Annotated in this window: 21 protein-coding genes and 1 pseudogene; 9 read left to right on the forward strand and 13 right to left on the reverse strand. The window is 63.8% G+C overall.

The features are described from left to right. Nucleotides 1-83: 83 nt before the first annotated feature. On the reverse strand, nt 84-1,322 hold the full coding sequence (gene ltrA / locus EOA29_RS03475) for a group II intron reverse transcriptase/maturase (protein ID WP_127220218.1): 1,239 nt from the start codon (nt 1,320-1,322) through the stop codon (nt 84-86). Between the two features lie 847 nt (nt 1,323-2,169). On the opposite strand from ltrA, the gene EOA29_RS03480 reads away from it, so the two are divergent. Beyond that, nucleotides 2,170-2,532, forward strand: coding sequence for a hypothetical protein (locus EOA29_RS03480; protein WP_245468390.1), 363 nt, complete (start codon nt 2,170-2,172; stop codon nt 2,530-2,532). Nucleotides 2,533-2,753: 221 nt separating this feature from the next. Here EOA29_RS03480 and msuE (EOA29_RS03485) read toward each other — a convergent pair whose 3' ends face one another. The 10 genes from msuE (EOA29_RS03485) to ssuD (EOA29_RS03530) all read right to left on the reverse strand — a co-directional run bounded on the left by msuE (EOA29_RS03485) (nt 2,754) and on the right by ssuD (EOA29_RS03530) (nt 13,796). Next, nucleotides 2,754-3,314, reverse strand: coding sequence for an FMN reductase (gene msuE / locus EOA29_RS03485; RefSeq protein ID WP_126090000.1), 561 nt, complete (start codon nt 3,312-3,314; stop codon nt 2,754-2,756). A gap of 97 nt (nt 3,315-3,411) precedes the next feature. Further along, a complete protein-coding gene (locus tag EOA29_RS03490; protein ID WP_127220207.1) occupies nt 3,412-4,659 on the reverse strand; it encodes an SfnB family sulfur acquisition oxidoreductase in 1,248 nt (415 codons plus the stop codon). Between the two features lie 21 nt (nt 4,660-4,680). Continuing rightward, a complete protein-coding gene (locus EOA29_RS03495; protein WP_127220208.1) occupies nt 4,681-5,463 on the reverse strand; it encodes an ABC transporter ATP-binding protein in 783 nt (260 codons plus the stop codon). A 70-nt stretch (nt 5,464-5,533) separates the two neighbouring features. Next, nucleotides 5,534-6,871, reverse strand: coding sequence for an ABC transporter substrate-binding protein (locus EOA29_RS03500; RefSeq protein ID WP_127220209.1), 1,338 nt, complete (start codon nt 6,869-6,871; stop codon nt 5,534-5,536). An 89-nt stretch (nt 6,872-6,960) separates the two neighbouring features. Beyond that, nucleotides 6,961-8,001, reverse strand: a complete 1,041-nt coding sequence (locus tag EOA29_RS03505; RefSeq protein ID WP_127220210.1) for a branched-chain amino acid ABC transporter permease — start codon at nt 7,999-8,001, stop codon at nt 6,961-6,963. A gap of 3 nt (nt 8,002-8,004) precedes the next feature. Continuing rightward, nucleotides 8,005-8,901: a branched-chain amino acid ABC transporter permease gene (locus tag EOA29_RS03510; RefSeq protein WP_189350578.1), complete on the reverse strand. Its 897-nt coding sequence runs from the start codon at nt 8,899-8,901 to the stop codon at nt 8,005-8,007. Then, entirely contained in the window at nt 8,901-9,824 is a 924-nt protein-coding gene (locus tag EOA29_RS03515; protein ID WP_127220211.1) for an ABC transporter ATP-binding protein, read from the reverse strand. The genes EOA29_RS03510 and EOA29_RS03515 overlap by 1 nt, the downstream gene beginning before the upstream one ends. Nucleotides 9,825-9,938: 114 nt before the next feature. Next, a complete protein-coding gene (sfnG, locus tag EOA29_RS03520) occupies nt 9,939-11,042 on the reverse strand; it encodes a dimethylsulfone monooxygenase SfnG (protein ID WP_127220212.1) in 1,104 nt (367 codons plus the stop codon). Between the two features lie 166 nt (nt 11,043-11,208). Continuing rightward, nucleotides 11,209-12,627, reverse strand: a complete 1,419-nt coding sequence (locus EOA29_RS03525) for an FAD/NAD(P)-binding protein (protein ID WP_127220213.1) — start codon at nt 12,625-12,627, stop codon at nt 11,209-11,211. After that, the gene (gene ssuD, locus EOA29_RS03530) at nt 12,624-13,796 is read right to left on the reverse strand and encodes an FMNH2-dependent alkanesulfonate monooxygenase (protein WP_127220214.1); all 1,173 of its coding nucleotides are present in this window, start codon (nt 13,794-13,796) and stop codon (nt 12,624-12,626) included. The genes EOA29_RS03525 and ssuD (EOA29_RS03530) overlap by 4 nt, the downstream gene beginning before the upstream one ends. 1,210 nt (nt 13,797-15,006) lie before the next feature. Between ssuD (EOA29_RS03530) and EOA29_RS41135 the strand changes: the two genes are divergently transcribed. The 8 genes and pseudogenes from EOA29_RS41135 (at nt 15,007) to msuE (EOA29_RS03565) (ending at nt 22,497) form a co-directional block, all read left to right on the forward strand. After that, the gene (locus EOA29_RS41135) at nt 15,007-15,225 is read left to right on the forward strand and encodes a hypothetical protein (protein WP_189478804.1); all 219 of its coding nucleotides are present in this window, start codon (nt 15,007-15,009) and stop codon (nt 15,223-15,225) included. A gap of 284 nt (nt 15,226-15,509) precedes the next feature. Then, entirely contained in the window at nt 15,510-16,433 is a 924-nt protein-coding gene (locus EOA29_RS03535; protein ID WP_245464915.1) for a sulfonate ABC transporter substrate-binding protein, read from the forward strand. A gap of 14 nt (nt 16,434-16,447) precedes the next feature. Then, nucleotides 16,448-17,608: an FMNH2-dependent alkanesulfonate monooxygenase gene (gene ssuD / locus EOA29_RS03540; protein ID WP_127220219.1), complete on the forward strand. Its 1,161-nt coding sequence runs from the start codon at nt 16,448-16,450 to the stop codon at nt 17,606-17,608. 2 nt (nt 17,609-17,610) lie between these two features. Beyond that, nucleotides 17,611-18,429 carry an aliphatic sulfonate ABC transporter permease SsuC gene (ssuC, locus tag EOA29_RS03545; protein ID WP_126090018.1) on the forward strand — a complete coding sequence of 273 codons (819 nt, stop codon included), beginning with the start codon at nt 17,611-17,613 and terminating at the stop codon, nt 18,427-18,429. An 86-nt stretch (nt 18,430-18,515) separates the two neighbouring features. Further along, the gene (locus EOA29_RS03550) at nt 18,516-19,256 is read left to right on the forward strand and encodes an ATP-binding cassette domain-containing protein (RefSeq protein WP_127220220.1); all 741 of its coding nucleotides are present in this window, start codon (nt 18,516-18,518) and stop codon (nt 19,254-19,256) included. Nucleotides 19,257-19,380: 124 nt separating this feature from the next. After that, the gene (locus tag EOA29_RS42770; protein WP_127220215.1) at nt 19,381-21,114 is read left to right on the forward strand and encodes a vanadium-dependent haloperoxidase; all 1,734 of its coding nucleotides are present in this window, start codon (nt 19,381-19,383) and stop codon (nt 21,112-21,114) included. Nucleotides 21,115-21,227: 113 nt separating this feature from the next. Continuing rightward, complete coding sequence (locus tag EOA29_RS03560) at nt 21,228-21,995, forward strand: rhodanese-like domain-containing protein (RefSeq protein WP_245468391.1); 768 nt, start codon at nt 21,228-21,230, stop codon at nt 21,993-21,995. Between the two features lie 5 nt (nt 21,996-22,000). Beyond that, nucleotides 22,001-22,497, forward strand: a pseudogene (gene msuE, locus EOA29_RS03565) (FMN reductase). A gap of 555 nt (nt 22,498-23,052) precedes the next feature. Here the strand turns inward: msuE (EOA29_RS03565) and EOA29_RS42155 are convergent. Beyond that, nucleotides 23,053-23,343 carry a hypothetical protein gene (locus tag EOA29_RS42155; RefSeq protein ID WP_210213105.1) on the reverse strand — a complete coding sequence of 97 codons (291 nt, stop codon included), beginning with the start codon at nt 23,341-23,343 and terminating at the stop codon, nt 23,053-23,055. 205 nt (nt 23,344-23,548) lie between these two features. Next, nucleotides 23,549-24,166: glycine betaine/L-proline ABC transporter substrate-binding protein ProX (gene proX, locus EOA29_RS03575; protein ID WP_127220217.1), on the reverse strand; the 618-nt coding region annotated here is incomplete at its 5' end.

Consider the following 24,166-nt stretch of genomic DNA (forward strand, 5'->3'; position numbering starts at 1 on the left):
GATCGGGATAGGGGGACGCCTCACGGCGCCGCCCCTCCCACACCACCGGGCATACGGGTCCGTACCACGGCGGTTCGATCGGATTAAGCTTGGGCAGAGACAAGGAGTCGAGGGAGGCCGAGAGACTCGAAGTAATGGTTGCGCAGGGCCTGTTGGACCGCCGGGTGTCCTGACATGCGCCAGAATCCCGTCGGCGAACCGGCGGCAGCCGCAGCACTGAACTTTGGGACGCCACGATGGCGCAGTTCCTTGAAGCGGTTGTGCCCATTCCCCCATTGCCGCCAAAGATACGAGCGTAGTCTTCGGCGGATCCACGCTTCCAAGTTCGTAAGCACCCGTGGGGTCTGGCAGAAGCCGAAGTAGCCGCGCCATCCGATGAGGTATGGCTTCAGCTCTTTGATCAACTGCGGCAGACTGATCCCCCGTGTCCGGCGTGTCATGTCCAGGACCAGGGTCTTGAATTTGTCGAGGGCCTTCGGCGCGATGCGCCGCTCGCTCCCGTCATTCGAGATGCTGAACCCCAGGAACTTTCGCTCCTCCGGTCGCGCCACCGCGCTCTTTTCCTCGTTGACCTTCAGCCGCAGCTTCTTGGTCAGGAACCGGCTGACGGAAGCCATGACCCGTTCGCCGGCGCGGCGGCTGCGAACATAGATGTTGCAGTCGTCGGCGTAGCGGCAAAAACGGTGGCCACGTCGGGTCAGTTCCTTGTCGAGATCGTCGAGCAGGAGGTTGCTTAGGAGGGGCGAGAGCGGGCCGCCTTGCGGGGTCCCCTCGTCCACCGGACGGACCAGGCCGTCCTCCATCACCCCCGCATTGAGGAATGCACGGATGAGTTTGAGCGCACGCTTATCGGACACCCTGGCGGCGACGCGCGCCATCAGGCTATCATGATTAACCTGGTCGAAAAATCTTTCGAGGTCGAGGTCAACCACGTAGCTGTAACCTTCGGCAATGTAGCATTGCGCTTGGGCTACTGCCTGATGGGCAGAGCGTCCCGGGCGGAAGCCGTAGCTGTGCTCCGAGAACGTCGGGTCCCACTGCTCTTGGAGGACCTGCAGCAGGGCTTGCTGGATCAGTCTGTCGACGACGCAAGGCACGCCGAGTTTTCTGACCCCGCCGTCCGGCTTGGGGATTTCGACCCGCTTAACCGGCTGCGGCTGATAGGTTCCCTCAAGCAATCGAGACCGGATGCTTGGCCAGTGCTCACGCAGGTAGCCCTTGGCGTCGTCGATGGTCATCCCATCCACGCCTGGACCGCCCTTGTTGCTTCGAACGCGTTTCCACGCTGTTTCCAGGTTCTCTCGGCTACATACCGTCTCCATTAGCTGTTCCGTCCAGGCCGGGCTTTCGGGTGCCGACTTCGCCACGAGTGGTTCGGCCCCTTGGTAACCGCTGACAGGGGCTTCACCCCGGTCCCTCGGTTCCAGGGCCAGTGAATACTGGGTCTTCTGCCGCTTTCCACTCATGGGTTGCCAATCCTACTTGCCACTTCCAACCGTTCGGGCCTTCGGTCATCGTTTCCGGCTCGGCCTATCCGTTTGCTCCGCCTTTCGGCCTTGGAGTGCCTCACTAGCCTTGCCGACAGCATCACCTACTACGCCCTCTGCTGACTCCTGCATCACGGTCAGGTCACCTTGCGGTTCCCTCAGTTCCGAAGTCGGAACATGGCGCAGGCCTCCCCAGGTAAGTTCGATCGCCTTCCCCGCGCACCTGCCGGATCTACAGCCCTGCCCCTTGATGGATATGGACTTCGCGACACGTTGCCCGCTCGTCCGGCCAGGGATGCCTCACATCCGGTTTCTGTTCGTCAGGTCGCGGTTTTGCTCCACGCTTCCTTCAGACACCACCTCGCGGTAATGCCCTTGCGCTTTGCTAAGCCTTCACCTCCATCAGGTTGGCTAGGGGACTTTCACCCCCAAGCGGTTGAACATGCTGGGCACACAACGAACCCGCTGCGCGGGATGGGCGCGTGGGGAGAGGTAGAGATCACGAGCCAGACGTCGCGCCCGCATCACCCCAGCCAGGTTGGCCGTAAGCCGTGACGGCCACCCATCCTGACATGAATGCGCGAACCTTCGTGTTACGGCATGGTGGTTTCTGCGACACCCGGTCTTGCCTGCCATGAAGTGAAGAGGAGAGTTCACCACGTCCAGGATCAGCCGCCGCGCCTTGCTCTTTCACTCCAGCAGCGCCGTTGTCGCCTCGACCGTTGCGGCAGCGGCTCCCGCCACAGAGCCACCACGCCCAGAGCAAGAACCGTCCAGCGAACTGCGTGCGCTGATTGAGGCGCACAAGACGAAATACGTGGTGTTTGGCAAGGCCATCCATGAAATGGGCGGAAGCAGCCGCGACTACGACAGAGCCAGCCGAGCAGAGGAAAAGGCGCTGCTGGCCATCTGCGCCTACCCTGCGGTCAGGGAGGGCGATCGCTGGGCCAAGGCCCGATATCTATTGGAGATCGAGGCGCGCGGCGAACTCGACCTGCCAGAGCATATGCAGGCTCTTCTCCGCTCAACAATGTGGAAGGGATGAGACTGACCGCGGTGCAGCCGGTCAGCCTCCATCAGATTGCCCGAAGCTCGCCGGCTGACGTCTTTCCAGAACGGGGTGGAAAGCTGACCTTTGCATCCGCAGAGCCGACCGCCTTGCGCCAGCTGTCCTTGGCGACATCAGGCGGAGCTCATTGAAGCTCCGCAAGCTAACGTTTCGGTTTCTGCGGGTCCTTGGTTAGCGCCAAGGGTAGCGCTGTAAACCTACTCTGCCGCTAATTTGACACCTGACCGTTTAGCGAGCAGAGCTGCAACATCATCAACGGCCTGCGCGGTCCGTTTCAGGATCGGTTCAGACCGAAGCACGCCTTCGCTGAGGTCCTTGTCGGTAGCGTATACGGCGGTAGGGAGCGTCAAGGCTTCGAAGAATCCGAAGAGCGGCCTGAGCTGGTGCTCGACGATCAGCGCATGGCGCTCGCCGCCGCCGGTCGCCGTCAGGAGCACAGGCTTACCCTTCAGCGCCGCCGGATCGATCAGGTCGAAGAAGTGCTTGAAAAGCCCGGTATAGCTGCCCTTGTAGGTCGGCGAGCCGACGACGAGCACGTCTGCCGCGATCACCTGTGCGAGGATCGCCTGCGCACTTGGGGCGAGATCTCGCGCCCATCTGGCGGTGCCTAGCGAGGGGCCGACATCGTCGATGTCATAGGTCCGCGAAGATAGGCCATGGCGGTTGGCCACATCCTGGACGATGAGATCGACGAACGCGCGTGTCTTCGACGGGCGGGTGATGTTGCCGGAAAAGCCGACGATTGCTGGATTGGACATGAAGCGGACTCCGGGTGGCTCCAGAATTTGAGACTTAGGCGGCCCGAGTGGGCCGCCATCGGCGGGTCACACGGGCGCCTGGCCCGCGGCGGATCGTTCAGCTCCAGGCGTGCAGCGGCGGCTTCTCGCCGTTGAGGAAATACTTGCCGAGGATTGCGTATTTCCAGCGCACCGGATCGTGCAGCGTATGGGTGCGGGCATTGCGCCAGTGCCGGTCGAGATTGTGCTCGGCCAAGGTCGAGCGTGTGCCCGCCAGTTCGAACAGCTTGTTGGTCGCGGCAATCGCAATCTCCGTCGACAGGATCTTTGCCTCGGCCGTGATCACTTGGGCATGCGCCACGATCTCGGCGGTGGGCTCGGCCACCGCGCGGTCGATGGCGAGGCCGGCCTTTTCTAGCAGCGCCTGCGCGGCATGAAGCCTAAGCGTCAGATCGCCGATGGCCTGGATCGTGTAGGGATCGTCCCAGGCATTGTCGACGCCGCTGTCGATCCAGGCGCGGCTCTTCGTCCGGACGAAGTGCACCGTCTCGTCAATCGCGGCCTGTGCGATACCGGTGTCCACCGCCACCTGGATGATCTGGAAGATCGCGCCGTCGGCGGTCGGCTTGTCGTAACCCTTGTAGCCCGGCACCAGATGGGTCTTCGGCACCTTGACGTTGTCGATGATGACGGTGCCCGACAGCGTCGTGCGCTGGCCGAAGCTCGACCAGTCGTCGATCACGGTGAGGCCAGGCGCGGCACGATCGGCGATCGCGTACCAGGCGCGGCCCTCGTCGTCGAGCGCAACGATCGGCACCAGATGGGCCAGCAGCGCGCCGGACGAATAGAATTTTTGGCCGTTGACGATGACATGATCGCCGGCGTCGGTGAACTTGGTCTCGAAATCAGCCGCGCGCTTAGAGCCGAATTCCGAGAAGGCGTTGCCGAACCGCGTGCCTTTCAGCACTTCGGCGAATAGAAGCGCCTGCTGGTCCTTGTCGGAGACGGTGCGGATTGCCGCGACGACGCCGAGATGGTTCTGGGCGATCTGGCCGATCGAGGAATCGGCCGCCGAGATGATTTCGATCACCTTGGCTAAAGTCGCGTAGGACACTTCCGGGCCGTCGAAAGCTTTCGGCACGTTGATCGACCACAGACCGCTTTGCGAGAATTGATCGAGCTCGGCTACAGGCCAGATCCGCTCGCGATCGCGCTTGGAAGAGTCCTTGACGAATTCGGCGGCGAGCCGGCGTGCGATCGCAATCGCTTCGGCATCGTCCTTGACGATATGCGCCGGAGCGGTCGGCCTTGGCACCGGCGGCACGGCGGCCACGGCCTTGTCTGTCTTTACGTTAGAGACGGTCATTTCATGGCTCCTTCAGAGTTGTTAGGCGACGGCATGAAGGTGAGCAGCGTGCGAAGCCTGCTGTCCGAGATAGAAAGCTCGAACGTCCTCGCGCTGGCGAAGCTCCGCAGCCGGTCCGGACAGCACGGAAACGCCGTTCTCGAGCACGGTGGCGTGGTCGGCATATTTCAGCGCGACCGCCGAGTTCTGCTCGGCAACCAGGATCGACAGCCCGGTCTCACGATTGAGCTTCTTCAACGCCAGGAAGATGTCCTGCACGACCAGCGGAGCGAGGCCCATCGAAGGCTCGTCGAGGACAAGCAGGCGGGGACGCGACATCAGCGCCCGGCCGATCGCGGTCATCTGCTGCTCGCCGCCTGAGGTCAGACCGGCAAGCGTTTTGTGCTTTTCGGCGAGCCGCGGGAAGAATTCGTAGATCCGCTCAAGGTCCTGGTTGATCTCGGCGCGCCGGCCGCTGCGGCCGATGCCGCCGGAAACCAGATTCTCCTCGACGGTTAGACTCTTGAAGCAGTGGCGGCCCTCCAGCACCTGGACGAGCCCGGCGCGTACGAGGTCGCCCGGCCTCCGGCGGGTGACGTCGCCGCCATCGAACAGGATCGTGCCGGCATTGATCTGGCCGCGTTCGGCCGGAAGCAGGTTGGAGACCGCCTTCAGCGTCGTGCTCTTGCCGGCGCCGTTGGCGCCGAGCAGCGCCAGGATCTCGCCTCGCCTCAGCTCGAAGCTGACGCCGTGCAGCGCGGTGATGGCGTGGTTGTAGGTGGCATGGACATTGTCCACGACAAGAATGACGTCATTGGCCGGCATCGCGTCTTTCCCGCTTCTCGCAAACGAAGTGAGGCGGGCGCCGAAGCATGATCGGCGCCCGGTCGGTGGGTTAGTTGGTCGCTAGTGCATCAGCATCGGCGGCGGTGCGCAGCTTGATGCCCTTCTCGGCCGCATAGGCCTCGGACGACTTCTCGATGATCGGCCTGAGCAACGCCCAGTCGGGCGCGATCCAGTCGGAGACAACGTTCCACTTCTTGCCGTCCCACTGCTGGAAGGTCACGTAGCCTTCGCCTTCGTGGTTGTCCCAGCTGACATTGATGGAGTGGAACAGGTCCTTGGCGCCAAGCGCCTCGACCTTGGCCGGGTCGAGCTTGAGATGCTCGAAGCCCCAGCGGACCTCGTCGCCGGTCAGCGTGCGGTGGCCAAACTTCTCCTGCGCGATGCGGATCGCCTCGACATTGAGGATGCCGTTGACAATGCCGAGATTGTGGTAGACCGAGCCGATGCGCGACTTGTCCTCGAGATTGCCCTTGCCGGCGCCGTAGACGGTCTTCACGATCTCTTGCACCACCGGATAGGTGTTACCCGACGCCTGCGTGGTGATGGCTGTGTAGCCCTTGGCGGCGTCGCCGGCCGGAATGACGTCCTCTTCCGAATTCGACCAGACATTGCCGATGATGTGGTCGACCGGATAGCCGACCTTGACCGCCGTCTTCAGCGCCACCGGGTTCATCACGCCCCAGCCGCGCAGCACGACGAAGTCCGGCTTGGCGCGGCGGATCGTCAGCCATTGCGACTGCTGCTCGTTGCCGGGATGCGGCACCTCGATCTGCTGCACGGTGAAGCCGTATTTCTGCGCCAGCAGCTCATAGATCGGGATCGTCTCCTTGCCGTAGGGCGAGCCGTGATAGAGCACGACGATCTTCTTGCCCTTCAGTCTGTCGATGCCGCCTTCCTTGGCGGCGATGTAGTTCACGATGCCGGAGGTCTCGCTGTAGGGGTTGAGCAGCAGCGGGAAGACATAGGGGAAGACCCGACCGTCGGTGGAGTCGGTGCGGCCGTGATTGACCGTGATCAGCGGCACCTTGTCGGCGGTGATGCGGTCGATCATGGCGTAGGCGATGCCGACCGAAAGCGGATTCCAGGCGGCAGCGCCGGCATGGCTCTTCTGGCGCTCGTAGCATTCGACGCCGCGTTCGACCTCATACTGGGTCTCGCACTCGTCCCAGGTCAGCTTGACGCCGTTGACACCGCCGTCGCGGATGTTGATGAGGTTGAGGTAGTCGATGAAGCCGCCGAAGAAGCCGGTGCCGCCGGCCGCGTAAGGCCCGACGCGATAGCTTTGCAGCGGGAAATATTGCTCGTCCGCGTGGGCCGCCGGCAAGGCCACCGACACGGCCAGCGCCGCCGAAATGGCGACCGCCTTGACTGTGCTAAGGAAGGTCATGGTTCGAGGTGCTCCAGTATGGGCTTTGAATTGCCCTGGTTCATTTTCCGAATGTCTGCAGTGGTTTGCGGCCTATGGCCCAAACCGGCTCAGCTCGATTGCCAGGCGAGCAGGAGCCGTCTCCGGACCCTGTCCCACAGGGCGACCAGCCCGTCCGGTTCCAGGATCAGAAAGAGGATGATGAGGGCGCCGAGTACGATGCGCTGGCTCATGTCGAGCACGCCGGAATCGAACACGTCGCCCAGCAGGAAATTGCCGAGGCGCGACAGCGCCAGCGGAAAGACGACGATGAGCGCGGCACCCAGAAAGGCGCCTCGGATCGAGGCGAGCCCGCCGATGATGATGATGAACAGGATCTGGAACGAGCGGTCGAGATCGAAACCGGCCGGCTCGACGGTCCTGAGATAGGCGAAGGCCCAGATGACGCCGGCGACGCCGATGATGAAGGACGAGATGGCGAAGGCGAGTAGCTTCGTCTTCAGCACCGGGATGCCGATGATGCGAGCCGCCGTCTCGTTGTCGCGGATGGCGATGAAGTTGCGCCCGGTCTGCGATGAAACCAGCCGGTGCGCGAGAAAGGTGAGGATGACAACGACGGTCAGTGCGAAGAGATAACGGCCGGTTGCGCCGTCGAACTCGAGGCCGGCGATGGACAGCTTCGGCGCATCGATGACGCCCGACGCCGAGTCGTTGGAAAACCAGGAGAACTTGGTCAGTGCCCATTGCACGAAGAACTGCGCGGCAAGCGTCGAGACCGCGAGGTAGAAGCCGCGCAACCGCAGGCTCGGCAGGCCGAAGACGATGCCGATCGCGGCCGCGACGAGACCGGCGAGGATGATGCTGGCGACAAGCGGCAGTCCTTCGACGCGCAGGTTGAAATTATAGGCGGCAAAGGCGCCTGCAGCCATGAAAGCGGCACTGCCCAACGACACCTGCCCGGCATAGCCGGTGAGGATGTTCAGCCCGACACCGGCCAGGCTGAGCGCCAGGAAGGGCAGCAGGATCGCCTCGAACAGATAGCTTCCACCGATGAGCGGCACGGCGATGTAAACGAAGGCGATGAGCAGCACCGGCACGATCCATTTGGGCAAGCCGGCCGCCGGGGAGGATTCGATTGCGATCGCGCTCATGGCTCAGACCCTTTCGACAAGCTTCTGGCCGAACAGGCCGGAGGGACGGATCAGGAGGAAAACGAGCGCGACGACATAGGCGAACCAGCTTTCGATGCCGCCGCCGAAATAGTCGCCGATATAGACCTCGGCGAGCTTCTCGCTGGCCCCAATGAGCAGCCCGCCGACGATGGCGCCGAGGATGGAATCGAAGCCGCCGAGCACCAGCACGGGCAGTGCCTTCAGCACGACCAGCGACAGCGAGAACTGGACGCCGAGGCGCGCCCCCCACAACAGTCCCGCCACCAGCGCGACCAGGCCTGCAGCTGCCCAAACGCTTGCCCAGATCAGCGGCAGTCTGAGGCCGACGGCGAGTGCGGCGAACTGGTCGTCGGCGACCGCGCGGAAACTGAGGCCGATGCGGGTGTAGCGGAAGAACAGCGACAACAGCAGCACCATGGCGGCGGCCACCGCGGCGGCGAAGATGTCGAACTGACTGATCAGCACGCCGCCGACTTCCAGCGGCACGTCCTCGATGCCGAGCTCGAGGCCGTGCACCTGCGTGCCCCAGATGAGCTGCGCGGCGCCCTCGATGATGTAGGAAAGGCCGAGCGTCGCCATGAACAACGTGATCGGCGGCTTGTTGGTGAGCGGCCTCAGCACCGCGCGCTCGATGCCGATGCCGAGCGCCACCATGATGGCGAAGGTGACCGCAAGCGCCAGCGCGAACGGAACGCCGCGCTCGACCAGGCTGACGAAGGTGAGCGCCGCGAAGAGCAGCAGCGCGCCTTGCGCGAAGTTGAGCACGCCCGAGGTCTTGTAGATCAGCACGAAGCCGATCGCGACCAGCGAATACATGACGCCCGACAACAGGCCGCCGGTCAGCACCTCGATAAAGAACTGATAGTCGAAATCGCCGATCATATGCCTGCCCCGTCCTCATTGTCAGAGGCGACACCGAGATAGGCATCGATGACATGCTGGTCGTTCCTGATCTCGTCGGGCGTGCCGTCGGCGATCTTGCGTCCGTAGTCGAGGACGGCGATGCGGTCCGACAGCCCCATGACGACGCCGACATCGTGCTCGATCAGCACCACGGTGGTAGCGAAGCGATCGCGCGCGGCCCGCACATAGGCCGCCATCTCGCCCTTCTCGGTGGCGGTCATGCCGGCCATCGGCTCATCGAGCAGCAACAGGCGCGGTTCAGCGACAAGCGCGCGGGCAAGCTCGACCCGCTTCTGCAGGCCGTAGGGCAAGGTGCCGGCGAGCCGGTCGCGCACGCCAGTCAGATGCAGGAATTCTAGGATCTGATCGGCACGGCCGCGCTGCTCCTGCTGCTCGCGGCGCGATCGGCCAAGCCCCAGAATCTGACCGGCGAAATTCGACCTTGCGCGGTAAACGAGGCCGGACGCGACATTGTCGAGGACGTTGAGGCCCTTGAACAAAGCGAGGTTTTGGAAGGTGCGAGCGACCCCGAGACGCGCCAGTTGCTGTGTCGGGACCTGGGCATAGAGCGCGCCATTCAGGCGCACATGACCCCGATCCGCTCGATAGACGCCGCTGATGACGTTGATCAACGAGCTCTTACCGGCGCCGTTCGGGCCGATGATCGCCCGTATCTCGCCGGGAAAGACTGACAGGTCCACATCCGCCAATGCCACCACACCGCCGAAGGATAACCCGATGCCTTCAAGCGCAAGCAAAGGCGCAGAAGCTTCTGCGTCAGCCGGCCCTTGCTCGTCTCTGTGCACTTGCCGATCTGCGGCCAGCAGCCCTTTCGCGAAAATTTCCGGCGCGTAGACCGAAGCCTCGGCCACTCCAAAGGCATAGTTGGCGATCGGCATTTGCGGACGTCCTCAACGGTTCGCGGCGCGCAACCTCCCGTAGCCCCCCGAATATTCGGGCGCGCCGGGCAGTCGCTATTGGCAGGCCGGCCTTTCCGGCCTGACGGGAGGTTGCTATTCGGCGGCGAGAACCGTTTCGGCCTGGGCGGCTTCCAGCTCGCGAACGAGCGGGATAACGTGCTTGCCGAAATACTCGACCTCTTCCTGGAAATGCAGGAAGCCGAGCAGGATGAGGTCGGCGCCGGCGCGCTTCAGATCGACGATGCGCTCCGCCACCTGCCGCGGCGTGCCGATCAGGTTCGAGCGGAAACCGTCATTATACTGCACCAGATCGTCGAAGGACGATTTTGCCCAGTTGCCCTCGCCCTCCGGCGAAGCCTTGCCGGCATTCTTGACCTCGTGGCCGAAGGCATTGACCGCTTCCGGGTTGGCCTTGGCGATGATCTCGGCAAGCACGGCCTTTGCCTCTTCCTCGGTCTCTCGCACGATGGCGAAGGCGTTGACGCCGATCTTGACCGAGTGGTTGTTGGCCTTGGCCTTCGCCTGGATGTCGTCGACCTGCCTGGCGATCTCGGCGGGCGTGTTGCCGTTGGTGAAATACCAGTCCGAGACACGCGAGGCCATGTCACGTGCGGCGCGGGACGAGCCGCCCTGGAATATTTCAGGCAGCGGCTGCAGCGGCTTCGGCTTCAGCGAATACTGGTTGAAGCGGTAGAAATCGCCGCGGAAGGTAAAGCTGTCCTCGGTCCAGATGCCACGCAGCGCGCGGATGAATTCTTCCGAGCGCCGGTAGCGCTCGTCATGGTCGAGCCAATGCTCGCCGATGGCGTGGAACTCACCGCGGAACCAGCCGGAGACGAGATTGACTGCGATGCGGCCATTGGTCAGGTAGCTGATTGTGGCGAGCTGCTTTGCCGCCAGCGCCGGATTCCACGGCCCGGGCAGGATCGCTGCGATCACCTTCAGGCTCGTAGTGGCGGCAAGCAGGTCGTGGCTGAACGACACCGACTCGTGCTGCTCCTCGGCGCCGTAGCCGGCGGTGAAGCGGATCTGGCTGAGCGCATAGTCGAAGCCGGCCTTTTCGGCGATCTGCGCCAGCTTGCGGTTGTATTCCGCCGAATGGTTGGTCCTCTGCTCGATGTTCGAGATGACGAGCCCGCCCGAGACGTTCGGCACCCAATAGGCGAATTTGACTGCGTCGCGATCGTTCTGAGGCATGGAAATCTCCCGGCTTGGCCTGTCCCAACGATTGATCCGGCCGTGGCCGGAAGCTGTCGCCAATTTATTAGTCTACTGATTATATATACAAAGTAGGATTTTCCTTTTTCGCGATGCCGTCCGAACGGAAATACCAATTTTGCGCGCCCGCATTCGTCGCGGATTTTCAGCGGGCGACTTCGATCGCCGACTGGGCGCCGAGTTGGGCTTCTATCTGCGAGGCGACCGTCTGCGCGTGACGGGCCACTTCCGGCAGGCCCATCAATTCGCCGAATGTGCCCCGCGCCAGAGGACCGGCGACGAACAGGCCAGGAACCAGCTCGCCCTCCGGGCCGACAGCACGGCTGTCCAGCGCCGTCTCTATCCCGAGGCCATGGCGATCGATATGGATCAGTTCGGCATCGCAAAGAGAGCGCAACACCGGGTTGGTCTGCAGCGCCTTGCCATGCGCCGGACCCGTCGTATTGATCACGACATCGAAATGCAGCGCTTCGATCTGCCTCTCGCCACGTCGCCGCAGGTTGACCGCCAGGCGATCCCCATGGCGATTCGAGGCCACGAGGCTTGCCGCGATATTGTCGTACGTGCGTTCGGCATGACGGCGCTCCAGCACAGCCTCGACCTGCGGCGCGATACGGAAGCGATGAACATCCCAGAACGCGCGCAGCCGCCGCACCAGCCGCGTTCGCTCGTCTGGCGTGAGTGCGGACCATATGGCCGGTCCCTGCAGCCTCAGTTGATCGAAGACCGACTGCCAGTTGACGCCGCCGGCATCGGCTGCCGCCAGCGTCGAGCGTATATTTTCGAGCAAGCCGAGCGCGGTGGCAGCCGGTGTCGAGGCGAAATCACCAAAGGGCTGGCCTCGCAGCTGCGGATGCCCGCGCGATCGCAATCCATGACGAGACACCGCCAGGATACGCCCGCGATGGCCGCGGCGGTCGAGCTCGGCGACAGTGTCGGCCGACGTTAGGCCCGAGCCGACGATCAGCACCGATGCGTCCGCAGCTATGGAACCGAGCGCGTCCGCAAAATAGACATCGGCAACGAAGCCACGCGCACCGGCAAGCGGCTTCAGCGCCGCCGGGATATCGGGCGAAGGATGCGTCATGGCGAGAACCAATATGTCGGCGGCGATCGACTGACCGGAAGTGGTCACGGTCCAACCATCGGCGCCGCGCCTTACTTCCAGGCCATGCTCGCGGACATGGCGGATCGTTCCATTGTCGAGGTGATCCTTGAGTTGCTCGGCGACGTAGCGGGCGAAGACGCGGCGCCTGGGAAAGATATCGCCGTTGCGCCACTGCGACTCCGGATCGCGTCCGGCTTCGCCGTCATGCGCCAGCCAGCGTGAAAAATGCTCCGGCTCGTCCGGCAGCAGGTTCATGCGGGACGCGGGCACGTTGACGCGGTGCGACGGCTCCTCGCTGGAATAGGCCAGCCCGCCGCCGAGGAACGGGCGCGGCTCGACTACCGTGATGGAAGGGCGCACGGGCTGCCGGGCAAGGTGCAAGGCCACGGCCGCGCCGGTGAAGCCTCCGCCGAGAATGACGACGTGGCTGCGTGGCCGGGGCGGCAGCGCGTTCACGAGGCGCTGGCGAGCGTTTTCGGACGATGGTCGCCGGCGATGGTCTCGCCGAACGGGCCGGTGTTGACGGACGAGCCGGCGGCCTTGACCGGGTGATCGGTCGGCAAATGCGGCAGCACCAGCTCGCCGAAGCGATAGGCTTCTTCAAGATGCGGGTAGCCCGAGAGGATGAAGGTATCGATGCCAAGACGCCGGTATTCGTCGATGCGCTCGGCAATCGTGGCTGGATCCCCGACCAGCGCCGTGCCGGCCCCGCCACGCACCAGGCCGACGCCGGCCCACAGATCCGGCGCGATCTCGAGCTTCGAGCGGTCGCCGCCATGCAGCGCGCTCATGCGCGCCTGGCCGACCGAGTCCATGCGCGCAAAAACCTTCTGCGCCGAGGCGATGGTCGCATCGTCGAGCCGGCTGATCAGCCTGTCGGCCGCCGCCCAGGCTTCCTCGGTGGTTTCGCGGGCGATGACGTGCAGGCGGATGCCGAAGGAGAGCTTGCGGCCCGCCTTTTCGGCAAGCTCGCGCACGCCGTCGAGCTTGCGCTCGACGTCGGCCGGCGGTTCGCCCCAGGTCAGGTATTTGTCGATCTCCTGCGCCGCCACCGTCGATCCGGCATCGGACGAGCCGCCGAAATAGAGCGGCGGACAAGGTGTCTGCACCGGCGGGAACAGCAGGCGGCCATCCTCGATGCGGAAATGCTTGCCATGATGCTCGACCGTCTCGCCTCTCAGCAGGCGCTTGTAGACCTGCAGGAACTCCTGCGTCACCTCATAGCGCTCGGCATGTGACAGGAAGATGCCGTCGCCCTTGTTCTCCAGCGGGTCGCCGCCGGTGACCACATTGATCAGCAGCCGGCCGTTGGAGATGCGGTCGAGCGTCGCCGTCATGCGCGCGGCAAGCGTCGGCGATTGCAGGCCCGGCCGCACCGCGACGAGGAAGCGCAGCCGTTTCGTCAGCGGCGCCAGCGCCGAGGCGACGACCCAGGAATCCTCGCAGGAGCGGCCGGTGGGCAACAGCACACCATAGTAGCCGAGCGTATCGGCCGCTTGCGCCACCTGGGTCAGATAGTCGAGATCGACCGCCCTGCCACCTTCGGAGGTGCCGAGATAGCGGCTGTCGCCATGTGTCGGCAGGAACCACAGAACCTTGATGCGATCGGGGATTTCAGCAGCCATGTCCGTCCTGCTCAATGAGGCAAATGAGTTTTTGACAGGCGGCGCCAATGGCCCCACCGGCGATTCATCAAGCATAAGTCTAGTTCATCTGTAGAGATTATGTTTTCTGTTTCGTGGCCAGAGGGTGGAATTTCCTTATCGAACGACACCTGGTTTCATGCGGGGCGGCCCGCAGTCGCGTATCAGAGTTGAGCGTCATCGCGCCAAAGTCTGCTTCCGGGCGAGGATGATGCCAGCCCGTACGTCTGAGATGCGCAAAGCTGCCATTCCGCAGAAGCCAAAAGGAATGGGCGAGCGGCTGGATCGGCTTCTTGAATCGAGTTCGGCGAACTGCCTCGTAACTCATTGACGAATAATGATTATGTTAGTCGCTGAGAGTCATCGTTTTCGACAGGAAAACAATACGTTAGCGGATGGTTCGCCAATCCGTTTCCTCGTATTCTCTGGTATGGTCTGGCGAAGCTAAAGACACTGAACGAGGCGACCTTTAGCTCGGAGACCTATTTAACGCTTCCGTCTCGATCGCACCGCAGCCTCGCGGAATGACCAAGGTGGGGCCGGAAGTTGACTGTCGGCTTTCAGGGTGAAAATCGAATAAGCAGGCATTCGCCACGAGGAACCAGCGTCACAGCCGCGCGATGCCGATAAACAAGCTCCACCTGTGTACCCCTCCCTCTAAGCTCGAGCCTCGCGTTCTGCCTCCTGTTATCTACCAGATCACCATGGCAGCTTGTATTGCGAGGCCAGTTGCGGTCGCGTTTGCGGGGTCGACGACCTCTTCCTCCATTGATCGAATAAATACTGGTCGTCACGGACGGGACAAACGCGAGACCGGCTCACCGATTGTCGGCTTGGAGGCAGCATCGAGTATTCCGCAAATGTCTGGATGCAATCGTCAGCCATGCCGTAACCATGGCGCACTTGCGTGCTCGCCCTTCCGCCAAACATGGCAAGCACGTTTATCTGACCGCCTAAAATTAGAATTGCGCGGCATGTCATCTGCCTCAGCGTCGGCTAGCTTCAATGGGCAAAGGCAACATCACGGTGAAGACAACAATGTCCGCGCGGTCCGCCAACGTCATCAGCCTGGACGACTATCGCGTCGCCCGAAATTCGCAGAGATCGACGCAACTGGCCGACGGTCCGCTGATGATGCCTGGCATGATGGCGATGGCTTGGGTGCCTGATCCGATCCCTTCTCGCCGGCGGCATGGCGCGGGCGGATGCGCTTCGTATCGGCCTCGACGTCGCGACCGACGGCGCACTGATCAACCGGAATGGAAGGCGCAACGACTTGTTGTACGCGGTTGGCCCCCTCACCCGTGGGACCTTCCTCGAAATCGAGGCGATTCCGGACATCCGTGTCCAATGCCAGCGCCTCGCGGGCGCCCTGCTGGCGAGACAAGCGTCGGGGTTGCCGCGGGTTTGACCGATTGAGGCCAAATTGCCCGAGCTGTAACGGCCGGGCCTTCCGGAGCGGCGTCTCCTTAAAGGCAATCTGTTTCTGATTTCGTCTATCAAATTAGTAGAATTTTCTTTGAGGGGACTTCCCTGCCCCGGTACGCTCTTTGAACCGGGCAGCCTTTCCGACGGCGCATCCTGGATCGCCGCACTGCGCGACGCCGTTCGTGCCCATAGATTTCAAGAGTTCGACCGAACCTCCGGGAGAAGGAGTCCGATTTGATGAAAGCGTTCCTACAGTATCTCGCAAAGATGACGCTCGTCGGCGGCATCGCCTTGGGTATTGCAGCGGCGGCAGCCCACGCCGAGGACAAGGTCGTCCGGATTGGCTTCCAGAAATACGGCACGCTCATTCTGCTGAAGACGAAGGGGCTGCTCGAGGAGAAGCTCAAGCCGCAGGGATACACAGTCGAATGGACCGAGTTCCCGGCCGGGCCGCAGCTGCTTGAGGCGCTTAACGTCGGCTCCATCGACTTCGGCACGACTGGCGAGGCGCCGCCGATCTTCGCGCAGGCGGCTGGCGCGCCACTGGTCTATGTCGGCTATGAGCCTCCGGCACCGGAAGCCGAGGCGATCCTGGTCCCCAAGGACAGCCCGCTCAAGACGGTGGCCGATCTGAAGGGCAAGAAGGTCGCACTGAACAAGGGCTCCAATGTCCACTACCTGCTGGTCAAGGCCCTCGAGAAGGCGGGACTTGCCTACACCGACATCGATGTGAACTTCCTGCCGCCGGCCGACGCGCGCGCCGCCTTCGAGCAGGGCGCCGTCGATGCCTGGGTCATCTGGGAGCCCTTCCTGGCAGCCGCCGAAGCGGCGACCGGTGCACGGCAGCTGGCGAACGGCAGCGGCGTCGTGGACAATCACGAGTTCTACCTGTCCTCGCGCGACTTCCTCGACGCTCATCCCGACGCGGTCGACACGATCCTTGCCTCGCTCGGCGAGGTCGACACATGGATCAACGCTAGTCGCGCCGACGTGGCGAAGCAGTTCTCGCCGGCGCTCGGCATTCCCGAGGAGGTGCTGCAGGTCGCGGTCCAGCGGCGCAGCTACGGCGTGCAGCCGATCACGCCGGAAGTGGCGGCCGCGCAGCAGAAGATCGCCGACGTGTTCTTCAAGCTCGGCCTGATCCCGCACGAGATCTCGATCGCCGACGCCGTGAGGAAGCCGCAATCGTGAACACCGCAGGCGACCTGTCGCCCGACCGGGTGAACGTGCTGTGGTTCCTGCCGACCCACGGGGACGGCAGGTACCTCGGCACCGCAGTCGGCGGCCGTGCGACCGATCTCCCGTATCTCAGGCAGATCGCGCAGGCGGCAGACCAGCTCGGCTACTACGGCGTGCTGTTGCCGACGGGAAAGAGCTGTGAGGATTCCTGGATCGTCGCCTCGGCGATGCTCACCTCCACGGAGCGGTTGAAGTTCCTGGTCGCGGTGAGGCCCGGGCTACAGCCGCCGACCGTCGCCGCGCGCATGACCGCAACGCTGGACCGTCTGTCAAGCGGACGGCTGTTGATCAACGTCGTCACCGGCGGCGACCCGGTCGAAAATAAGGGTGACGGCATCTTCCTCAGCCATGCCGACCGCTACGAGATCACCCGCGAGTTCATGCATGCTTACAAGGCGCTGCTCGCCGGCGAGACCGTGACGACGTCGGGCAAGCACATCCGCCTCGAGGGCGGACAGCTATTGTTCCCGCCGGTGCAGTCACCGCATCCGCCGCTCTACTTCGGCGGCTCATCCGAAGAAGGCATCGACGTCGCAGCAGAGACGGTCGACAAATATCTCACCTGGGGCGAGCCGCCGGCACTCGTCGCCGAGAAGATCGCCAAGGTGAGGGCGACGACCCGCAAGCACGGCCGAAAACTCAGCTTCGGCATTCGCCTTCACGTCATCGTGCGCGAGACCTCTGACGAAGCCTGGGCAGCGGCCGACCGCCTGATCGCGCATCTCGACGACGAGACGATCGCCAAGGCGCAAACCGTGTTCGCGCGCATGGACTCCGTCGGGCAGAGCCGCATGAGCGCGCTGCACGGCGGGCGCCGCGACAAGCTCGTCGTCAGCCCCAATCTCTGGGCGGGCGTCGGCCTGGTCAGAGGGGGTGCGGGAACCGCCCTCGTCGGTTCGCCGGAAGAAGTCGCCGCACGCATGAACGAATACCGGTCGATCGGCATCGATACGTTCATCCTGTCGGGCTACCCGCATCTCGAAGAAGCGTACCGGTTCGCCGAACTCGTCTTCCCGTTGCTGCCGCTGGCGCATGCGCCGGAGAAGGCCGAGCTCTCCGTCAACACCGGTCCGTTCGGCGAGACGATCGCCAACGAGATCCGCCCCGCTGCAAGAAGGGCGTCCTGAGCATGGCCCGGCCCTCGCGCCTTCACGGCACCGGCGCGGCAGCGTTTCAGACGCTGGCGTCCTGGGCGCTGCCGATCGGCCTCGTGATCGTCTGGGAGATCGCCTCGCGAAGCGGCGCGCTGTCGACCCGCCTCCTGCCGGCGCCAAGCGCAGTAGCGGTGGCGTTCTGGGAGAGCCTCAAAAACGGCACGCTTCTTACCCACGCGACGATCTCGACCGAACGCGCGCTCAAGGGGCTGCTCATCGGCGGCGGCATCGGCTTCGTGCTGGGAATCCTCGCCGGGGTCTCGCGACTGGCTGAGACCATCTTCGACTCCTCGATGCAGATGCTGCGCAATGTGCCGCATCTGGCAATCATCCCGCTGGTCATCCTGTGGTTCGGGATCGGCGAAGGAGCGAAGATATTCCTCGTCGCGATCGGCACAGCCTTTCCGATTTATCTCAACACCTTCCACGGCATCCGCACCGTCGATCCGAAGCTGATCGAGATGGCGCGCGTCTACGGACTGGGTCCATTCGCCCTGTTCTTCAGGGTAATCCTTCCCGGTGCGCTCCCCTCGATCCTCGTCGGGCTACGCTTCTCGCTCGGCATCATGTGGCTCACTCTGATCGTGGCCGAAACGATCTCGGCTTCGTCCGGCATCGGCTACATGACCATGAACGCGCGCGAGTTCCTGCAGACGGACGTCGTCGTGCTCGGCATCATCGTCTACGCGCTGCTCGGCAAGCTGGCCGATTTCATCACGCGGATCATCGAGGCACGCGCACTCGCCTGGCATCCTGCCTATCGTCCGAACGCAACCAGGGAAGCGACGTCGTGAGAGAGTCTGCGACCGTGCTGCGGCTGCACAAGGATGCCGTGTTTCACGAGGCGGACGCGCCGGCGGAGCCGGATCTGCTTCGCCGCGTGGCACCGGGCGACCTCGACACGCGGTCACCGGGTGGGCAGGACGTCCGCCTCGACGGCCTCTCGAAGTCGTTTGGCGAGAGATGCGTCCTGTCGGAACTCGACCTGACGATTCCCTCCGGGCAATTGCTGGCGATCGTCGGCCGCTCCGGCTGCGGCAAGTCCACGCTGCTTCGCCTCATCGCCGGCCTCGACCGGCCGACGAGCGGCACGATTGCGGTCGGCGGCGCCAAAGTCGAGTCGCTGCAATCGAACGTCCGGCTGCTCTTCCAGGACGCGCGGCTGCTTCCCTGGCATCGCGTGCTGAGCAATGTCGGCATTGCGCGCACCAAGGGTTGGCGCGAGACGGCTGCCAAGGCCCTTGCGGATGTGGGACTCGCCGATCGATCGAAGGACTGGCCCGCCGTCCTGTCCGGCGGACAGGCCCAGCGCGTCGCGCTCGCCAGGGCTCTGGTGAGCCGGCCAGGAGTCCTGCTCCTCGACGAGCCGTTCGGCGCTCTCGATGCATTGACGCGCATGGAGATGCATCGCCTGCTTGAGCGCATCTGGCGCGAGCACGGCTTTACGACAGTGCTCATCACCCATGACGTCGCCGAGGCGGTGGCCCTTGCGGACCGGGTGCTCGTCATTCGCGACGGCGGCATAGCGCTCGACATGCCGGTCGATCTGCCCCGGCCGAGACGGGAGGCCGCCGATACCGCGGCCGTCGCGCTGCAGGCGAGAATTCTCGAAGAGGTATAGGCGCGGCGGTCCTCGACCCGCGCGGCGCTTCGGCAAGAGCAAGGAGCTGGTAATGACGCATCGGGGTCACGGATCGGATAGCGAAGACGGCCGGGCCGCCCGTGGGAGAGCGGCGCCAGATTCGGTGGGCGTTGCCGATGGCGGCCGCCGCCGCTTTCTGGGCGCCGCCGGAGGCGTCGCGGCGATAGCCGTCACGGGCTTGCCTCCGCTCGCAGTCGTCGGCGCGACGCCGGCCCGCGCCGCCGAACAAACCTCGGAGGAAGCCCACCTCGCCTTCCGTAAGCACGCCTATGTCGTGCGAAGCACCGCAGCGGATGCGGATTTCGCGGTCGAGATAGCGCCGCATCCGGTTAACGGAGACGAGCAGAAGTATCCGAACCTGATCGGCTCCGACACACGCGGCCTGCCGCATGACGAACGCGGCGAAGTCGACCGTGCAGCCTTTGACGCGGCGCTCAAGGCCTATGCATCGGGCGATCCGGCCGACTTCGAGGCGATACCGCTCGGCGGGAAGCGCAAGCAGCTCAATCCGATCGGCTCGCTCGCGGTGAACCTGACGGGCTGCGTCGGTCCGCAATTCGCTGTCCCGCCGGCTCCGACGCTCGACGGCGCAACCCGGGCGAGCGAGGCCGTCGAGCTCTACTGGCAGTCGCTCCTGCGCGACGTTCCGCTGTCGGAGCTGACGAACGACACCAGAAACAAGGACGTGCTCGCCGCGGTCGACGAATTGAACAACCTCGCCGCCTTCAACGGCCCGCGCAAGGACGGCAGCATCACGCCCGAGACCCTGTTCCGCGGGACAGCACTCTATGTCGACGCCGCAGATCCGTCGGGGCGGACCGGGCGCTATGCAACGCCGCCCGGCACGCTTCAGGGTCCCTACATCTCGCAATTCCTGCTCAAGGACGCTCCTTACGGCAGCCAGCTCATCCCCGCCCGCATCCGCACCGCCGCGGCCGGCACCGATTTCCTCACCGGCTACGACGAGTGGCTCGCCATCCAGAACGGCAATCCGCCCGCCAAGCCGACCAGCTTCGACCCGACGCTGCGCTACATCGCGACCGGCCGCGACCTCGCCGAATATGTGCACAACAACCCGGCCGCATTCTGGTCGGCCGCCCTGCTGCTCGGCGTGGGATCCGACAAGGCCAATGCCGAGTACGGAGGCTTTGGGATCCCGTTCAGCAAATCCAATCCCTACGTGAAGTCGAAAACGCAGACCGGCGGGTACGGCACGTTCGGCCTGCCTTACGCACAGGGCCTGCTGCCGTTGACTGCTTCGCTGGCCATCCGTGTGGCGTACTGGCAGAAATTCTACGTCCATCGCGCCCCGCGGCCGGAGGCTTATGGCGGGCTGATCCACCACCGCATCGCCAACAAGGTGGACGCCTATACCGTCCACGGCGACGTCCTGAACTCGGCCGCTTTGGCACGAAGCGTCGGCAAGTTCGGCACCCATCTCCTCTCCCACGTGTATCCGGAGGGAGCGCCGATCCACTCCACCTATCCCGGCGGGGCGGCCCAGATCGCTGCGTCCAACGTGACGATCCTCAAAGCGCTGTTCGATGAGGACGCCGTCATCCCCAATCCCGTGCAGCCAGACCCGAAGGATCCGACGAAGCTCGTCCCCTACCGGGGCGAGCCGCTCACCGTCGGTGGCGAGCTCAACAAGCTCGCCTGGAACTACGGCATCGGCCGCGACTGGGCCGGCATCCATTGGCGCTCCGACTTCTCGGCGTCGCTGGCGCTCGGCGAGGCTGTCGCGATCAGCGTGTTGCGCAACGAGCGGCAAACGTATCGTGAGCCGTTCGGGAAATTCACGTTCACCCGCTTCGACGGAACGAAGGCCGAGGTGTGATGTCTCGGCACACAGCAAGCGCGGCTAAAGCGGCGGCAGCTGGGGCCGCCTCCCACCATGGGTCGGAAACGCTCGCGCCGCGTGATCCAGTGATTGAGGCGGGCGAACTTTCCTTGCTCGCCGCCTTTCGCCTGCTCGATGTGCGCGATGCCGAGGCATTCCGGGCCGATCACGCGGCGAGTGCCGTCCGCGTGCCCATCGAGCTCTGGGAAGCAGCCGCGAAGGCAGGCGAGACCTCATTCGAGAACGTCGCTTACTGGGAGCGTGCGATTGCCAGTCTCGGCGTCGGCGGATCCGTGCCGGCGGTCGTCTATGACGATGGGCGCATGACGGAAGCCGCGCGCGTGTGGTTCATCCTGCAGTATTTCGGAGCCGAGGCGCTCATCGTGAGCGGCGGATGGCCTGCGATCCGCGGTCGAAGCGAGCTGCTGGCCAAGGCGGGCGAGGCACCGGGCCTGACGGCGTTTTGCGCTCGGCCCGGTGTCGGATCCGTCGGTCTGGTCGATCGTGACACGCTGAAGGGAGAGCTCGACAGCGTCCAGCTTCTCGACGCCCGCACCGCAGCGGAGTTCGCCGGCACCGATCTTCGGCGCAATGCTCGAGGCGGGCATCTGCCGGGAGCGCGTCTGCTTTCTCACGCGAGCCTGCTCGAGGACAGCCGCCTAAGGCCAACCGCCGAGCTTCGAAGATTGCTGTCCGATGCCGGATTTCGCTCAGGCGGGCACGTGGTCACGCACTGCGACGGCGGTGGCCGCGCTGCGCTGGCCGCAATCGCCGCCGTCCGCGCAGGCTACGACGATGTCCGCGCCTATTACCTCAGCTTCGCCGACTGGGCGAAGGACGAGAGCTGTCCGATCGTGCAGGACCAGCAGACCGGGTGACCGCCATGACCAACGCCACAGTCGTCGGCTTCTCCGGCAACCTTGCGCGGCCCTCGAAGACGCGCGGCTTCGTCGAGCATTTCGTCAGGGAGATCGCAGATCGGCATGGCCTTGCGGCGACCACGTTCGACCTCGACGACGTCGGCCCGTCGCTCGGTTCCGCGCGTTTGGTGCGCGACCTCGACAAACCCGGGCGCAGGGTGCTCGATCCCATTACCGCGGCCAATGTGCTGGTGGTCGGTTCGCCCACCTACATGGGCAGCTATACCGGACTGTTCAAGCATTCTTCGACCTGATCGAGCCCTCCGCGCTGCGCGGCAAGCCGGTGCTTCTGACCGCGACCGGCGGCGGCGAGCGTCACGCCCTGATGGTCGAGCATCCGCTGAGGCCGCTGTTTGCCTTCTTCGAGTCTCTCGTCCTGCCCACGGCGGTGTACGCGACCGAAAAGGACTTCCATCACGGCATACTCGCTTCCGAAGCGATCCGCGGCAGGTTTCCTTAGCAGGCGGTGACCGACGAAATGGACTATTTTAACTTCGCTCAGCCAACAGCAAAGGCTGAACTGGCAGTGTCGATGGGTATTGGGGAAAAGCACCTCAGGCATGATTTCAGCATCCTCGGCGATCCCGCGACAAGCACTCGACCTTAATGACTGCGATGAGGCGCAAAGCCGCCACCCGTAGACGATAAATGGGCACGGCGAGTCGCTGGATCAGCGTTTTGAATCAACTTTGGCGAACCGCTCTGTAACCCCTTGGCGAATAACGATTATGTCCGTCGCTGAGGGTCAGCGTCTTCTACACAAAATCAATACGTTAGCGGCTGGTTCGCCAACCCATTTCCTTCGTATTCTCTCGTATGGCCTGGCGAACCTACAGACCAGGAGGAGGACTAGTATTCCATGCACGCGGTGTCTCTTTCATCCTACAAAAGGGGTCGATGAACCCGTGTTGACCATAAGGGTGCGAGTGCGGCTGTCTTGGGCCAGAAGCGGATTGGCAGCTTCGAGGCTCGCGCTCGGCTGCGAGGTCCTGAAGGGTTTCTCGCGACGCGACCATCAGACGCCTTCAAAGGCGGCGTCGACGGTCTGCGCCGGGAGCAGCACGCGCCACGGTTCGACGAGCACGGCGTGGCCGGGTTCCGCGCCCAGCGCGTAGTGCTTCGATCGTGGGAGCCGTGCCTTCAGGCGCTCCAGGACATCGTCGGTGACGCCGAGCGCGGCGCGTCGTTTCGCGAGCCACCAGCCGGAAACGGAGGCAAGCGACCGGTTGTCCAGCAGTTCGAAACCTTCGCCGACCTGTTCGGGCTGCTCCGCATTGTAGGGCTTGCGGTAGGCTTTGATCACCATGAAGGCGAGACGGTACTCGTCCGAATGTGGTGCAAACCTGTTGAGGCTCCACGGCTACCTAGCTTGGCTCAAGGGACTCAGTAGCGAAAGCACCGCAGTAATGGCAAAATCGAATTGCCCCGGCGGCTTGCGCCACCGGAGCTTCTTTGCGTCGTCAAACCCCGGCGTCGGGTCGGCCTGGCGCGGCTACTTCAGTGAATTGTGATCAGCTTGCAATTTTGGCACGGTCAACCCAGGCATTGAACTGTTCCTGATGGGTTTCGATCCATCCCTGTGCCAGCTTTTTGATGTTGCTGTCGCTGCCGCCCTTTTCGCTGATCGTTTGTTCCCAGGTCGACCAGTCGGCCAGCGGGAACGACATCTGCTCTACGAGCTTCTTGACTGCCGGATTGGCTGCAATGAACTCCCGATTGGCGACGGCGTTCCAGTTCCACGCCGCCATGGCCATGCGGCATGGATCAGCGCCGCCAGCGCAACCGCTGACGCCAGGCACTAGGGCAGACCCCTTGTTAGGGACCGATTCCGGCAAGGCATCGAAGGGCGTCGGCAACCAGACGACATCTTTGCCAGGCACCAGAGCCTTGTTCATCCACGAAGGGCTCCAGGCATAAAAGAATACCGGCTCGCCGCGCTTAACACGGGCGACGGCCTCGACCATCAGCGCCTCGTATTTGCCGCGGACCGAATTAACGCTGCCCTTGAGTCCGAATTTCTCAAGCTGGAAGTCGACGACGTCGCCGCAACTCCAGCCCGGATCGCAATTGATGAGGTCGGCTTTGCCGGTCGTGCCGAAAAGAGCTGCGATCTTCGCATCCTTCATCTG

Origin of the sequence: Mesorhizobium sp. M1E.F.Ca.ET.063.01.1.1, assembly GCF_003998155.1 — a bacterium.
Lineage (GTDB): Bacteria > Pseudomonadota > Alphaproteobacteria > Rhizobiales > Rhizobiaceae > Mesorhizobium.

Bases quoted from the DNA above. Each gene is read 5' to 3' on its own strand.
- EOA29_RS03500 (WP_127220209.1), bottom strand. From the start codon at position 6,871: ATGACCTTCCTTAGCACAGTCAAGGCGGTCGCCATTTCGGCGGCGCTG.
- ltrA (WP_127220218.1), bottom strand. From the start codon at position 1,322: ATGGAGACGGTATGTAGCCGAGAGAACCTGGAAACAGCGTGGAAACGC.
- EOA29_RS41135 (WP_189478804.1), top strand. From the start codon at position 15,007: ATGGCGCGGGCGGATGCGCTTCGTATCGGCCTCGACGTCGCGACCGAC.
- EOA29_RS03495 (WP_127220208.1), bottom strand. From the start codon at position 5,463: ATGCCGGCCAATGACGTCATTCTTGTCGTGGACAATGTCCATGCCACC.
- EOA29_RS03535 (WP_245464915.1), top strand. From the start codon at position 15,510: ATGACGCTCGTCGGCGGCATCGCCTTGGGTATTGCAGCGGCGGCAGCC.
- EOA29_RS03505 (WP_127220210.1), bottom strand. From the start codon at position 8,001: ATGAGCGCGATCGCAATCGAATCCTCCCCGGCGGCCGGCTTGCCCAAA.
- ssuD (WP_127220214.1), bottom strand. From the start codon at position 13,796: ATGGCTGCTGAAATCCCCGATCGCATCAAGGTTCTGTGGTTCCTGCCG.
- EOA29_RS03515 (WP_127220211.1), bottom strand. From the start codon at position 9,824: ATGCCGATCGCCAACTATGCCTTTGGAGTGGCCGAGGCTTCGGTCTAC.
- ssuC (WP_126090018.1), top strand. From the start codon at position 17,611: ATGGCCCGGCCCTCGCGCCTTCACGGCACCGGCGCGGCAGCGTTTCAG.
- sfnG (WP_127220212.1), bottom strand. From the start codon at position 11,042: ATGCCTCAGAACGATCGCGACGCAGTCAAATTCGCCTATTGGGTGCCG.
- EOA29_RS03490 (WP_127220207.1), bottom strand. From the start codon at position 4,659: ATGACCGTCTCTAACGTAAAGACAGACAAGGCCGTGGCCGCCGTGCCG.
- msuE (WP_126090000.1), bottom strand. From the start codon at position 3,314: ATGTCCAATCCAGCAATCGTCGGCTTTTCCGGCAACATCACCCGCCCG.
- EOA29_RS42155 (WP_210213105.1), bottom strand. From the start codon at position 23,343: ATGGTGATCAAAGCCTACCGCAAGCCCTACAATGCGGAGCAGCCCGAA.